This is a genomic window from Cupriavidus sp. 05L411 (assembly GCF_056398045.1).
This window is the reverse complement of sequence record NZ_JBFTOQ010000062.1, coordinates 14,484-28,289: the sequence shown is the minus strand read 5'-3', so window position 1 is coordinate 28,289 and position 13,806 is coordinate 14,484. Positions and strand designations below refer to the sequence as shown.

Sequence of the window (13,806 nt, the reverse complement as noted above, 5' to 3'; positions counted from 1 at the left end):
CGTGCGAGAAAGAGCGGTATGCGCTGCTCTGCGCCAAGTCCGACGATGCGGCAAGCCCGTTGTGCCCTTAAGTCAGGCCGTCACACCGGCGGGTGGTTCGACATCAAGTGTAACCGTCCGTGCGGGCGTTGCGTTCGCGTCATCGCCATCATCGGGCGGGATGACATCATAGAGGAACGCCGCGAGTTCGTGCTGTTGCGCCAGGGCGTCTTTCTCGCCCAGGTCGATCAGGGCCTGGGTGAACTCGGGCTCGAACAGCAGGTAGCTGGCAAAGGCCGCGCCGCGCGCTTCGGTGCCGCCCAACGGCGTCAGCAGGGCGCGCACGGTGCGGGGCAGTTGTTGCACATGCGTCGCGGCAATGGATTCGATGGGCTCGCTGGGCGAGATCGTCATCACCTGCACCGGGCGCCAGCCTTCGCGGTCGTTGGCGATCTCCGGCATGCGCGAGAGCAGGCTGTTGATGTGCTGCAGCCGTTCCAGGTCAGCGCTGAGCCCGTCGAGGAAGATGCTGGCCAGGGCCTGGCCGCCCACCTGCGCCAGCGACGGGTAGCCGCCGGCCGGCACGGTGTCGAACCAGCCGGGACGCTGGCGGGAGGCCGCGCCGATGGCCAGGATGCGAGACGCGCCCAGGTGGATGGCCGGCGACAGGGGCGACATCTGGCGCATGGTGCCGTCGCCGAACCACTCATGGTGGCCTTCGAGCTCCAGCGGCAGCGCTGGGAACAGGAAGGGGATGGAGGACGACGCCAGGAGGTGGTCCACGCCGATCCTGGCTTCCACGGCCAGCCGCTGGCTGCGGCGCCACGGATGGATGCGGCGGTGTGACTGGTAGAAAGTGACGTGACGCCCGGTGGTATAGGACAGCGCCGTCACGGCAAAGGCCTGGAGGTCGCCGGCATCCAGGCTGGCCTGCACCCGCTCGGGGTCGAACAGTTCGCTGAGCAGGCTGCCCAGCGGCGCGTTGTCGAACAGCGCCCGCGGCGCGCGCCGGATGGCCCAGCCGAAGGCCAGCGCGGAGAGCCAGCGCGCGCCGGATGCACCCACGCCGACGATGCCGGTGCGGTAAACATCCTCGGCATGGATGCCGCTCCACAGCGCGGCCAGGCTATCGGCCGCGGCGCGGAAGTTGGCCGCGTTGATTGCCATGCCGGCGCCGTTGATGGCGCCTGCCGACGTGCCGCAGATGATGTCGAAGGGAATGCGGCCACGATCGCGGCCGTGCCGCGCGGCGATGCGCGCGAGGCCGCGCAACACACCGGCCTGGTAGGCGGCGCGGGCGCCGCCGCCCATCATGATCAGCGAGGTGGTCTTCACTGCAGGCGTCGGCTCCGAAGTTGGATCACGGGGTTCCCCTGGCGTCGCGTGGCTCAGGTGCGGCTCAGGCTCAGGATGGCTCGCCGGAAGTATCGGCCGAGCCGTTGGCGCTGCCTTCCGGCTCGGCGGGCTTGGCCGCCGCGGATTTCTTGCTGGCCGGGCGTGTGGCCTTGGGCGCGGGTTTGGCGGCCGGCTTGGCCCCGGCCTTGGTGCCGGCGGCCTTGCTGGCTGGCTTGTGGGCCGGCCTGGCTTTGCTGGCAGGCGCCTTGCCTTCCGGCCCGGCGGCAGGAGCGGGAGAGGGCGTGGGTGCGGCTTCCGGCGCGGCCGTGCCGGGCATGCCAGGCATGCCAAAGGCGCCCAGGTTGCCGAGATTTCCAAACGGCGACATGCTGGCGGTGGCGGCGCTGCTGGCAATCTGGTTGAACTGCTGCTGCAGCACATCCCACCACAGGCTGGCATCCGGCGGGGTGGCGTCGCCCGGGCCGGCAGCGTGGCCGGCAGTGTGGCCGGTTGCCGCGGCCGGTTCTTGCGCCTGGCCAGCTTCGGGCGCATCGGGGCCGTTGTCTTCCTCGTCCTCGTTTTCCTCGACCGTGGGCTCGGGCCAGACGCGCCTGGCCGCAGGGGGCTCGGCGGGTTGCTGGTAGGGCGCCGCGCTGGGCGAGTTGGCCGCGCGTGCCACGTTTTCCATCGCGCTTTGCATCGCCTCCGGCGAGAGCGCGGTGCCGATGGTCTGCAGCGCGACCAGCGTGGCGCGCTGCACTTCCAGGCCCTGGATGGTGGTGCGCAACAGGTTGGTGTTGAGCTGCAGCCAGCCTTCCACGGCCTTGAGGTCATGGATGCGCTTGTCGACGTCCTCCAGGTTCATCGGTGGGGTCATGGCCTGCAGGCCAGGCATCAGGCCGCCCGGCATGCCGGCGGCACTGCCCCACATCTTGCGGAGGAACTCGAAGCCGTTGGTGAAATCTGGAATCTGGCCGAACATGGTCTCGCCTCCGGGGGTCGGCAGCCGGCGGCGCCGGCTGCGGAACTGCATTGATCGGAACTACCTGCGTTACTCGAACTGCGGCGGCCGCTTTTGCCGCAGGCTGGCTACGCCTTCCTGCACATCGGGGCCGGCAAAGCCCATGAATTCCAGCGCCAGCGAGGCATCGAACGAGGGGCCCGCCATGCGCAGCCAGTTATTCAGCGCGTACTTGGTCCAGCGGATTGCCGCCTGCGACCCGGCGGCCAGCCGGCGCGCCACGTCGAAGGCGCGCTCGACCAGTTCCTCTTCGTCCACGGTCAGCGACACCAGCCCGATGCGCTCGGCCTCTTCGCCGCTCACCGACTCGCACAGCATCAGATAGTACTTGGCCTTGGCCATCCCGCACAGCAGGGGCCACACGATTGCGGCATGGTCCCCCGCCGCCACGCCCAGGCGTGTATGGCCATCGACGATGCGCGCGGTCCTGGCCGCGATCGAGATATCGGCCAGCAGGCCAGCCACCAGCCCAGCGCCGACCGCCGGGCCGTGCATGGCCGACACGATCGGCTTGTCGCAATTGATCACGTTGTAGACCAGGTCCCGGGCCTCGTGCCACACGCGGGTGCGGGTGGCGAAATCGTTGGCCATGTCTTCCACCAGGGACAGGTCGCCGCCGGCCGAAAAGCCCTTGCCTTCGCCGCGGATCAGCGCCACGCGCACGTCCGGATCGGCGGACACGTCGCGCCAGATCTCGGCCAGCTCGCGGTGCATATTGGCATCGGCTGTGGCCAGCTTGCGGTTGGCGGACTGTTGCGCACCCATCACGATCTCGAGGATGGGGCCATGCCGGCGCAGGGTCAGTGCCTGGTAGCGGTCATAGCGTGGCGACAACGGTGCGTCGTCAATGTTGTCCGTGCCGGACGCTAGCGGGGTGGACGAAGGCGTGGACGCTTGCGGAGGGATTGCGGTCATGGGGCAGCGATGGCCGGGGCCATTCCTTGGTGACGCGTGGGGGCCGGGCCGCGAAAAACGGCCCGGGTCGCCGCCGGTGGCTGCCTGGCGCAGTCGACGGCAATTAGCCAACCGTTCGGTCGGTCAATTATAAGCACTCCCATCGCCGCGCGGCCAGCGGCAAACAGCGTGGCCCGCGGCGTTTCCCTCAGCCTCAGTCCTTGGCCGACACCAGCTGGTCGATCGCGCCGAACACCGAGCGGCCCTGCGCATCGAACATCTCGATCTTGACCGCGTCGCCGAACTTCATGAAGCCGGTGACCGGCTGGCCACCGTCGATGATCTCCAGCATGCGCTTCTCGGCGATGCAGCAGTAGCCCTTGCTGCGGTCGACGTTGGAGATGGTGCCGGAGCCGACGATGCTGCCTGCGCGCACATTGCGCGTCTTGCAGATATGGGCGATGAGCTGGCCGAAATCGAACACCATGTCGGTGCCGCAGTCGGGCGCGCCCACCTTCTTGCTGTTCCAGTGGACGGTCATCGGCAGGTGCACGCGGCGCTCGCGCCAGGCTTCGCCCAGTTCGTCGGGCGTGACCGCCACCGGCGAGAAGGCGGTAGCCGGCTTGCTCTGGAAGAAGCCGAAGCCCTTGCCCAGCTCGGCGGGGATCAGGTTGCGCAGGGATACATCATTGGCCAGCATGATCAGCCGGATGGCGTCGGCGGCCTGCTCGGGCTTGGCGCCCATCTTCACGTCGCCGGTGATGACGGCGACCTCGGCCTCGAAGTCGATGCCGAAGGCTTCGCTGGCGCACACGATATCGTCATGCGGGCCGATCATGTCGTCGGAGCCGCCCTGGTACATGAGCGGATCGGTCCAGAACTCCGGCGGCATCTCGGCGCCGCGCGCGCGGCGCACCAGTTCCACGTGGTTGACGTAGGCGGAGCCGTCGGCCCACTGGTAGGCGCGCGGCAGCGGTGCCATGCATGACCTGGGGTCGAAGGCGAAGGGGTGGCGCGCGCGGCCCGCGTTCAGGGCATCGTAGACGTCCTGCAGCTGCGGCGCGTAGAAGTTCCAGTCATCCAGCACGGTCTGGAGCTTGCCGGCGACATCGTTGACGTAGTGGGCGGTCTTCAGGTCGCGCGAGACAACCACGAGCTGGCCGTCGCGCGAGCCGTCCTTGAGGGTGGCGAGTTTCATGTATGCGGTGCGTTAGGAAAAAAGCAGATCAAGCGGAAAAAGCGGAAAAGCTGAAAAAGCAGCCCGCTAGTCTACCGTGATGCCCTTGGCCTTGATCAGCTTGCCCCAGCGCTCGGCTTCAGCATGCGCGTACTGCGCGAACTCCTCGGGCGTGCTGGAGACCGGCTCCACGCCGATGCCTTCGAAGCGTTTCTGCACGTCGGCGCTCTTGAGCGCCTTCACCAGCTCGGCGTTCAGGCGGGTCACCACCGGCTTGGGGGTGCCGGCCGGCGCGACCACGCCTTGCCAGGCATAGGCTTCGAAGCCGGGCACGCCGGCTTCTGCCACCGTCGGCACCGTGGGCAGCGCCGTCAGGCGCTTGGGCGTGGCCACGCCCAGCGCGCGCACCTTCCCGGCCGCCACGTTCTGCTGGCCGGAGGCGAGGTCAAGGAACATCAGTTCGACCTGGCCGGCGAGCAGGTCCTGCACCGCCGGCGCGGCGCCCTTGTAGGGCACGTGGGTCATCCTGGTCTTGGTCTGGTCCATGAACAGCTCCATGGCCAGGTGGTGCGGGCTGCCCGCGCCCGGCGAGGCGAAATTCACCTTGCCGGGGTTCTTCTGCACGTATTCGATGGCTTCCTTGAGCGTGCGCGCCGGGAAGTTCGGCGTTGCCACCAGGATCAGCGGAAAGCGCGCCACCATCCCCACATGCACGAAGTCCTTGTCGGCGTTGTAGGGCAGCTTCTTGTACAGCGACGGATTGGCGGCCAGGGTGGCGGTATCGGCGGTCAGCAGCGTGTAGCCATCGGGCTTGCTATGCGCCACCGCATCGGCGCCGACGATGGTGGCCGCGCCCGGGCGGTTGTCGATCACCACCTGCTGGCCCAGCGCCGGCGTGATGGCCTGGCCCAGCGTGCGCGCCACGACGTCGGTGCCGCCTCCCGCGGGATAGGGCACGACCCAGCGGATCGGCTGGGCGGGCCAGTTGTCGGCGGCGCAGGCGGGCTGGAACGCGGCGGCGCCCAGCGTCAGCGCGGCTAGCAGCGGCGCCGCGCAGGCGCGCCATGCTTGCAGGGCGGCGCGTTGGCCGAAGGGGGAAAGGCGGGTCATCTTCGTCTCCTGTAGAAAGCGGCCGCGCCGCGCCATCTGGATTGCATGGCGGCATGCCCGCGCCGGTATTGGCCGGTGCCGAAGATATCGATTCGCCCCGACCTGTATATGTGCGCTCAAAGGTGCGCTCAAAGTCTACCGACGGTTTAAAAATTGGTAAATCGATTTCGCTATAGTAAATTTATGGGCCGGGCGGCATGATTGCTTTGCGTGCGCGCAGCCGGTACGTGTGATTGATGCATTTCTTTTTCAATTTCTTGCCCCCCGTTGCCGCATGACCGAACCTGAAGAAGACGATTCCAAACTGCGTTCCGGCATCCAGTCGATCGAGGTTGGCTTCAAGCTGCTGCAGGCGCTGGCGGCATCGCCGCGCGCCATGATGCTGCGCGACCTCGCCGCCGCCGCCGACATGAATCCGGCCAAGGCGCATCGCTACCTGGTCAGCTTCCAGCGGCTCGGCGTGGTGGTGCAGGACCCGGTTGGCGGGCGCTACGATCTCGGGCCGTTCGCGCTGCAACTGGGCCTCGCCGGCCTCAATCGGCTCGACCCGGTCAAGAAGGCCCGCCCGATCCTGTCGCAATTGCGCGACGAGATGGACCAGACCATTGGCATCGCCGTCTGGGGCAACCACGGCCCGACCATCGTGCACTGGGAGGAGTCCAGCCACCCGGTCACGGTCAGCCTGCGCCTGGGCGACGTGATGCCCATGCTCAACTCCGCCACCGGCAGGCTGTACGGCGCCTACCTGCCGAAACAACAGACGCGGCCGCTGGTCGAACGGGAACTGGCAGAGCGCGGCCATGACGATATTCCGGACCTGCCGCGCTCGCTGGCCGACTATGACGTGGTCTGCGAAGACGTTCGCGCCCACGGCGCGGCGCGTGTGAAGGGCGGCGTGCTGCCGGGCATCAATGCGTTTTCGATGCCGGTGTTCGATGCCAACGGCCACGTGGCGATGGCGCTGATCGTGCTGGGCGCGCAGAGCGTATTCGATGCAGAATGGGGTGGTACGGTCGATCGTCATGTGCGCGATATTGCCCGGCAGATTTCTTCGGAGCTTGGTTATCTTGGTGGCAGCCCGACGAGCGGGCCGAACGGCCCTCACCCGTAAGCCGACCTCGCGCCGCCTGCGCTGGGCGGTGGCGCTTGCGCTGGTGCTGGCTGCCCACCTGCTGGCGGTGCTGGGCCTGCTGCATATGCCCGGGCTGCCGCGGGACCCGACCGCGCCGCCGCCGCTCGACGCCATCCTGCTGCCGCCGCCGGCGCCGCCGGCACCCGTAGCGCCGCCACGCCCGGCCCCGGCCGCACCAAAGCGGCCTCCGGCGGCGCGCGCCGAGCCAACGCCCACGTCCACGCCTGCGCCCCCGGTTGAAGCCCCCGCCGCCCCTGAGGCGCCAGCGCTGCTTGCCACGCCTGGCGCCGGCCCTTCCATGGCGAGCGCCGCTGGCAGCGCCGGGAGCAGTGCGGCGCCCGCGTCCGCGCCGGCGGCCGCGCAGGCCGCGGCGCCCCCTGACAACGTTCGCTACTCGGCGCCCCCATCCACGCTGCTGCACTACGCCAGCTTCGTCAACGGCGTGCAGAACCCGGATGGCCTGATCCGCTGGCAGCACGACGGCGCGCACTACCAGCTCGCGGTGGAGACACGGGTGTTGTGGTTCCGCTTCGCCTTTCACAGCACCGGCGCGCTCAACGAGCGCGGCCTCGCACCCGAGCGCTATGAGGAGAGCCGCCGTAACCGCGTCGAGGCGGCACGCTTCGATCGCGCTGCCGGTACGCTCGTCTTCGAGGGGCGCGGCAAGCAGGAGCCGCTGCCGGCCGCGGGCCAGGACCGTTTCAGCGTGTTCCTGCAACTGGTGGGGCTGGTGCGGGGCAATCCGCAGCGCTACGCCACGCCGGGCGTGACGGAGACCTTCGATGTGGCGGATACGCGTGACCTGGAGCCCATGCAGGTGCAGTATGTGGGGGAAGAGGACGTGGATACCGGCCATGGCGCGGTGCGGGCCAAGCATTTCGTGCGGCTGCCGCGCCATGCCAATGATCGCCGGCGCGTGGAAGTGTGGCTGGCGCAGTCGCTGCAGTGGATGCCAGTGAAGCTGCGGCAGACGGAGCCCGACGGCACGCAGATCGAGCTCGTTTATCGCGACAGCGAACCGCTGCGCTGAGCCTGCGAGCTGTCTTCAGGCCGACTTAAGCCCGTCCGCAAGCCGTCCTCAAGCCATCCGCAAGCTGCGGCATCGGCCGCCGCTGTGGTTCACCGTGTTTTCACCAACATCCGGAGACCCGTCATGAGCGCCACCCTGCCACCATCCGAGACCCGCCGCGTGCGCGTGGGCGATATCAGCCTGCACGTGCGCATCGACGGGGGCGACGGCCCCTGGGTGGTCCTGGCGCATGCACTGGGCGCCAATCACACCTTGTGGGATGCCACGGCGCGCCACCTGGCGCCGCGTTATCGCGTGCTGCGCTACGACCTGCGCGGGCACGGCCAGAGCGATGCGCCGATCGGCGCCTACTCGATGATCCGCCTGGCCGACGACGTGGCCTGCCTGATGGATGTGCTGGAGGTGCCGGCTGCGCATTTCGTCGGGGTCTCGGTGGGCGGCATGATTGGCCAGACCGCGGCCGTGCGCCATCCCGAGCGCTTGCTGTCGCTGACCCTGGTCGCGACCGTCAACCGCACGCCGATGGATGTCCACCCGATGTGGCATGAGCGCATCGGCCATGTGGAAGCACATGGCATGGCGGGCGTTGCCGACAGCACCATGCAACGCTGGTTCAGCGCGGCATTCCGGGGGGCGCATCCACAGGAGGTGGCCCGCGTGCGCGAGATGCTGCTGGCCACGCCCGTGCACGGGTACGTCGGAACCAGCCAGGCCATCATGGCATTTGACCTGGCCGGGGCGATTTCGCGGATTCATTGTCCTACTCTGGTAGTGGCCGGCGAGGAGGACCTGGGGGCGCCGCCGGCGATGGCACGCGAGATTGCCGCCGCCATTCCCGGTGCCCGGCTCGAAATCCTGCCTCATGCCGCGCACCTTGCCCATATCGAGCAGGCGGACCGCTTTCATTGCGTGCTGGATGCTTTCCTTGGCAATGCGGCTTGCGGCGCACAGTGCGATGTACCCTGAGATGAACTTTGGCGCTCAGGGCGGAACAGCGGGCGATAGCTTTCCCACCAAACTCAAGAACTTGCTGGGATGGCCGTTGCCCAATGTAGTGAGGGAACGCTTAAAACCTGCGGTTTGCCGAAGCAGAACTTGAAAACACGGCAAACACCCTCAGCTTGGAGGTGAAATCGCGGAGGGCAGCCGGCCAGTGTGCCGGTTATCGAAATAATCAGTCGCCCGCCGCTTGACCCATGACAGCCAGGAGGTATGCCATGCAAATGATCTACAACAGCGACAATTACTGCATTGTCGAGTTTGGTGCGGATGTCGAGCATGCGCCTCTTGCCTCTGGCGGCTATGAAATCGTGGACAAGAACCTGAAGCGCGAGATTTTCCTCGGTGGCCAGATGGCCGAGAGCTTTCGTGCGGACGTGACGCGTCTGATCGAAAGCGAGCCGTCGGTGGAAGAGGTGGATGATTTCCTTGGCAAGTTCGATACAGTGATGATTCACCCGCTAGTGATGCACTAGGCTCCGCGGTTGCCTTTGCCAGCTTTGCGTCGCGTGACGGGCCGGCAAGCCAAGCCATAGAGTAAATAGCAAGAAGCCCGCGCACAGCGCGGGCTTCTTGCTTTCAGGGTCTGTTCCCGGCCAGCTTCCGGTCATTCAATACTGTTAATACTGTTCCCAGGGCAGCCCGGCATGGCGCCAGCCATTGAGCGTATTGCGGTGGCGCTCGGCGTCGAGGTCGCCCTCGAAGCCATGCAGCACGTTGTAGACGGTAGAAAACCCGGCACCCTCCAGGGCCCGCGCGGCGGCTGTCGAGCGGTTGCCGCTGCGGCAGATCAGCAACACCGGGCGCGCCGATGCCTGGCCAGCGAGCTTCTTCACCGACTGCACGAAATGCGGGTTCACCTCCCAGTCGGGGCCATCGTTCCAGGGCACATTGTGTGCCCCCTTGGGGTGCCCGACGAACAGGTACTCCATTTCGCTGCGGCAATCGATGAAGAGCGCGTCGGGCGACTCGCTGAGGAGCGTTTGCGCGTCGCCGGGGCTGAGGTGTTGCATGGGCAAGGCTTTCCGTTAATGGGAATGAGGGCGAATGTGCCCCAGTGTAGGGCCGGGCGGTGCCGCGCGGCAACCCGCGAGCGCCGCTGGCTGCACCGCCCGGATGCTGCCGTTATTCCGCAAACCATTGATGTAACTGATAAAATCGCAGTCTTTTCTCTTGCTGTCGAGCCCCACATGAGCGCCGCCCCACGTTCCGCCTCGCTTCCTCCCGCGCGTCCCTACACCCGGGCGGCCAACCTGCCGGCCCTGCTGCGCGAGCGCATCCTGATCCTGGATGGTGCCATGGGCACCATGATCCAGCGCTACAAGCTGACCGAGGCGGATTACCGCGGCGAGCGTTTCGCCGGGCACCATGTCGACGTCAAGGGCAACAACGAACTGCTGCTGCTGAGCCGCCCGCAGGTCATCAGCGAGATCCACGAGCAATACCTGGCCGCCGGCGCCGACCTGATCGAGACCAATACATTTGGTGCGACGGGCGTGGCCCAGGAAGACTACAAGATGGCGGACCTGGCGTACGAGATGAACGTTGTTGCCGCCCGGCTGGCGCGCGAGGCCTGCGACAAGTACAGCACGCCCGACAAGCCGCGCTTTGTGGCCGGCGCCTTCGGCCCCACGCCCAAGACCGCGAGCATCTCGCCGGACGTGAACGACCCGGGTGCGCGCAACGTGACCTTCGAAGAGCTGCGCCACTCGTACTACGAGCAGGGCAAGGGTCTGCTGGAGGGCGGTGCCGATGTGTTCCTGGTGGAAACCATCTTCGATACGCTCAATGCCAAGGCYGCGCTGTTCGCCATCGACCAGTTGTTCGARGACACCGGCGAGCGCKTGCCCGTGATGATCTCCGGCACSGTSACCGACGCCTCSGGGCGCATYCTSTCCGGCCAGACGGTGGAAGCCTTCTGGAACAGCCTGCGCCACGCCCGCCCGATCACCTTCGGGCTGAACTGCGCGCTCGGCGCCACGCTGATGCGCCCTTACATCGCCGAGCTGGCCAAGATCTGCGACGCGGCTGTGTCGTGCTATCCGAACGCCGGCCTGCCCAACCCGATGAGCGATACCGGCTTCGACGAAACCCCGGAGGTCACGTCGTCGCTGGTGGAGGAGTTTGCCGCGTCCGGCCTGGTGAACCTGGTGGGCGGCTGCTGCGGCACCACGCCCGAGCACATCGCCGCCATCGCCGAGCGCGTGGCCAGCAAGAAGCCGCGCACCTGGCCCGGCCAGTACCGCGACGCCGCCTGAACTCGCATCGCGAGCCCACAGAACAAGATCAAGCCATGACCAACGATACCCTGCCGCCGCGTCCGATGCGCCTGTCCGGCCTCGAGCCTTTCACCATCGATGAAGACACGCTCTTCGTCAACGTCGGCGAGCGCACCAACGTCACCGGCTCCAAGGCCTTCGCCCGCATGATCCTGAACGGCCAGTTCGACGATGCGCTGGTGGTAGCCCGCCAGCAGGTCGAGAACGGCGCGCAGATCATCGACATCAACATGGACGAAGCCATGCTGGACTCCAAGGCGGCCATGGTGAGGTTCCTCAACCTGATCGCCTCCGAGCCCGATATCGCGCGCGTGCCAATCATGCTGGACTCGTCCAAGTGGGAAGTGATCGAGGCCGGCCTGAAGTGCGTGCAGGGCAAGCCCGTGGTCAACTCGATCTCGCTCAAGGAAGGCGAGGAACAGTTCCGCCATCACGCCGAGCTGATCCGCCGCTACGGCGCCGCGTCCGTGGTGATGGCCTTCGACGAGCAGGGCCAGGCCGACACCTTTGCCCGCAAGACCGAGATCTGCAAGCGCAGCTACGACATCCTGGTCAATGAAGTTGGCTTCCCGCCCGAAGACATCATCTTCGACCCGAACATCTTCGCGGTGGCGACCGGCATCGAAGAGCACAACAACTACGCAGTGGACTTCATCGAGGCCACCGCCTGGATCAAGCAGAACCTGCCGTACGCCAAGGTCAGCGGCGGCGTGTCCAACGTATCGTTCTCGTTCCGCGGCAACGACGCGGTGCGCGAAGCCATCCACACCGTGTTCCTGTACCACGCCATCAAGGCGGGCATGGACATGGGCATCGTCAACGCCGGCCAGCTCGGCGTGTACGACCAACTCGACGCCGAGCTGCGCGAGCGCGTGGAAGACGTGGTGCTCAACCGCCGCGAGGACAGCACCGACCGCCTGCTGGAGATCGCCGACCGCTACAAGGGCGGTGGTGCGAAGAAAGAGGAAAACCTGCTGTGGCGCGGCACCCCGGAGAACCCGGTGCCGGTGGCCGACCGCCTGTCGCATGCGCTGGTGCATGGCCTGACCACCTTCATCGTGGAAGACACCGAGGAAGTGCGCCAGCAGGTGGAAGCGCGCGGCGGCCGCACGATCGAGGTGATCGAAGGCCCGCTGATGGAYGGCATGAAYATCGTGGGYGACCTGTTCGGCGCCGGCAAGATGTTCCTGCCGCAGGTGGTCAAGAGCGCCCGCGTGATGAAGCAGGCCGTGGCTCACCTGTTGCCCTACATCGAGGAAGAAAAGCGCCTGCTGGCCGAGGCCGGCGGCGACGTCAAGGCGCGCGGCAAGATCGTCATCGCCACCGTCAAGGGCGACGTGCACGACATCGGCAAGAACATCGTCTCGGTGGTGCTSCAGTGCAATAACTTCGARRTSGTCAACATGGGCGTGATGGTCCCGTGCAACGAGATCCTGGCGCGCGCCAAGGTCGAGGGCGCGGACATCGTCGGCCTGTCCGGGCTGATCACGCCGTCGCTCGAGGAAATGGCCTACGTCGCCTCCGAGATGCAGCGCGACGACTACTTCCGCATCAAGAAGATCCCGCTGCTGATCGGCGGCGCCACCACCTCGCGCGTGCACACSGCSGTSAAGATCGCSCCGMACTACGAAGGCCCGGTGGTSTACGTGCCGGACGCCTCGCGCTCGGTCAGCGTGGCRTCSAGCCTGCTGTCCGACGAMGGCGCGGCCMGGTACCTGGACGAGTTGAAGACCGACTACGAACGCATCCGCCACCAGCACGCCAACAAGAAGGCCACGCCGATGGTGTCGCTGGCCAAGGCCCGCGCCAACAAGACGCCGGTGGACTGGAGCGCCTACGTGCCACCCAAGCCGAAATTCATCGGCCGGCGCATCTTCCGCAACTACGACCTGACGGAGCTCGCCAACTATATCGACTGGGCCCCGTTCTTCCAGACATGGGACCTGGCCGGCAAATTCCCCGACATCCTCAATGACGAGATCGTCGGCGAATCCGCCCGCCGCGTGTTCTCGGACGGCAAGGCCATGCTGTCGCGCCTGATCCAGGGCCGCTGGCTGACTGCCAACGGCGTGCTGGCCCTGCTGCCGGCCAACACCGTCAACGACGACGACATCGAGATCTACACCGACGAGACCCGCAGCCAGGTCGCGCTGACCTGGCACAACCTGCGCCAGCAAAGCGAGCGCCCGGTGATCGATGGCGTGATGCGCCCCAACCGCTGCCTGGCCGACTTCATCGCGCCCAAGGACAGCGGCATTGCCGACTACATCGGCGTGTTCGCCGTCACGGCCGGCATCGGCGTGGACAAGAAGGAGGCCCGGTTCGAGGCCGACCATGACGACTACAACGCGATCATGCTGAAGTCGCTGGCAGACCGCCTGGCCGAAGCCTTTGCCGAATGCCTGCACGAGCGCGTGCGCCGCGACCTGTGGGGCTACGACGCCGGCGAAGTGCTGACCAACGAGCAACTGATCGCCGAGACCTATCGCGGCATCCGTCCGGCGCCGGGCTATCCGGCCTGCCCGGAGCATACGGTCAAGGCGCCGATGTTCGAATTCCTCAACGCCGCCGAGATCGGCATGGGCATCACGGACTCGCTGGCGATGACGCCGGCCGCGTCGGTGAGCGGCTTCTACCTGGCGCATCCGGAGTCGACGTATTTCTCCGTGGGCAAGATCGGCCAGGACCAGTTCGACGATATGGTGGCGCGCCGCGGCGAAGAACGCAGCGTACTGGAGCGCGCGCTCGCGCCAAACCTGTAACCACTTGCGTGACGGCGCGGCGGCGTTTTGCGCCGCCGCGCCGTCGCAAGCCATTGGGCGAGCAGGGAAAAGCCTCTTTCGGCGCATC

At 66.9% G+C, this 13,806-nt stretch carries 12 protein-coding genes; 6 read left to right on the top strand and 6 right to left on the bottom strand.

Going from position 1 to position 13,806, the window contains the following annotated elements:
• Positions 1-72: 72 nt before the first annotated feature.
• The 5 genes from AC1DQR_RS36745 to AC1DQR_RS36725 all read right to left on the bottom strand — a co-directional run bounded on the left by AC1DQR_RS36745 (position 73) and on the right by AC1DQR_RS36725 (position 5,516).
• Positions 73-1,314: a patatin-like phospholipase family protein gene (locus AC1DQR_RS36745; RefSeq protein WP_416050178.1), complete on the bottom strand. Its 1,242-nt coding sequence runs from the start codon at positions 1,312-1,314 to the stop codon at positions 73-75.
• A gap of 70 nt (positions 1,315-1,384) precedes the next feature.
• On the bottom strand, positions 1,385-2,296 hold the full coding sequence (locus tag AC1DQR_RS36740; RefSeq protein ID WP_477134814.1) for a PhaM family polyhydroxyalkanoate granule multifunctional regulatory protein: 912 nt from the start codon (positions 2,294-2,296) through the stop codon (positions 1,385-1,387).
• A 69-nt stretch (positions 2,297-2,365) separates the two neighbouring features.
• Positions 2,366-3,169 carry an enoyl-CoA hydratase/isomerase family protein gene (locus AC1DQR_RS36735; RefSeq protein WP_477134816.1) on the bottom strand — a complete coding sequence of 268 codons (804 nt, stop codon included), beginning with the start codon at positions 3,167-3,169 and terminating at the stop codon, positions 2,366-2,368.
• A gap of 274 nt (positions 3,170-3,443) precedes the next feature.
• Positions 3,444-4,427, bottom strand: coding sequence for a fumarylacetoacetate hydrolase family protein (locus tag AC1DQR_RS36730; RefSeq protein WP_416050180.1), 984 nt, complete (start codon positions 4,425-4,427; stop codon positions 3,444-3,446).
• 66 nt (positions 4,428-4,493) lie between these two features.
• Complete coding sequence (locus tag AC1DQR_RS36725) at positions 4,494-5,516, bottom strand: Bug family tripartite tricarboxylate transporter substrate binding protein (protein ID WP_416050181.1); 1,023 nt, start codon at positions 5,514-5,516, stop codon at positions 4,494-4,496.
• Between the two features lie 274 nt (positions 5,517-5,790).
• Here AC1DQR_RS36725 and AC1DQR_RS36720 point away from each other — a divergent pair, with 274 nt between their 5' ends.
• From AC1DQR_RS36720 to AC1DQR_RS36705, 4 genes are all read left to right on the top strand, one after another.
• The gene (locus AC1DQR_RS36720; RefSeq protein WP_150993486.1) at positions 5,791-6,627 is read left to right on the top strand and encodes an IclR family transcriptional regulator; all 837 of its coding nucleotides are present in this window, start codon (positions 5,791-5,793) and stop codon (positions 6,625-6,627) included.
• Complete coding sequence (locus AC1DQR_RS36715; protein WP_416050182.1) at positions 6,587-7,678, top strand: DUF3108 domain-containing protein; 1,092 nt, start codon at positions 6,587-6,589, stop codon at positions 7,676-7,678. The genes AC1DQR_RS36720 and AC1DQR_RS36715 overlap by 41 nt, the downstream gene beginning before the upstream one ends.
• 123 nt (positions 7,679-7,801) lie before the next feature.
• Positions 7,802-8,644 carry a 3-oxoadipate enol-lactonase gene (gene pcaD, locus AC1DQR_RS36710; RefSeq protein ID WP_416050183.1) on the top strand — a complete coding sequence of 281 codons (843 nt, stop codon included), beginning with the start codon at positions 7,802-7,804 and terminating at the stop codon, positions 8,642-8,644.
• A 251-nt stretch (positions 8,645-8,895) separates the two neighbouring features.
• Positions 8,896-9,153 (top strand): BTH_I0359 family protein, encoded by a 258-nt coding sequence (locus AC1DQR_RS36705; protein ID WP_006161303.1) that lies wholly within the window; start codon positions 8,896-8,898, stop codon positions 9,151-9,153.
• A gap of 144 nt (positions 9,154-9,297) precedes the next feature.
• Here AC1DQR_RS36705 and AC1DQR_RS36700 read toward each other — a convergent pair whose 3' ends face one another.
• Positions 9,298-9,690, bottom strand: a complete 393-nt coding sequence (locus AC1DQR_RS36700) for a rhodanese-like domain-containing protein (protein WP_006161304.1) — start codon at positions 9,688-9,690, stop codon at positions 9,298-9,300.
• A 177-nt stretch (positions 9,691-9,867) separates the two neighbouring features.
• On the opposite strand from AC1DQR_RS36700, the gene AC1DQR_RS36695 reads away from it, so the two are divergent.
• Both AC1DQR_RS36695 and metH read left to right on the top strand, forming a co-directional pair.
• A complete protein-coding gene (locus AC1DQR_RS36695) occupies positions 9,868-10,935 on the top strand; it encodes a homocysteine S-methyltransferase family protein (RefSeq protein WP_477134813.1) in 1,068 nt (355 codons plus the stop codon).
• A gap of 35 nt (positions 10,936-10,970) precedes the next feature.
• Positions 10,971-13,718 carry a methionine synthase gene (metH, locus tag AC1DQR_RS36690; protein ID WP_477134812.1) on the top strand — a complete coding sequence of 916 codons (2,748 nt, stop codon included), beginning with the start codon at positions 10,971-10,973 and terminating at the stop codon, positions 13,716-13,718.
• Positions 13,719-13,806 lie beyond the last annotated feature (88 nt).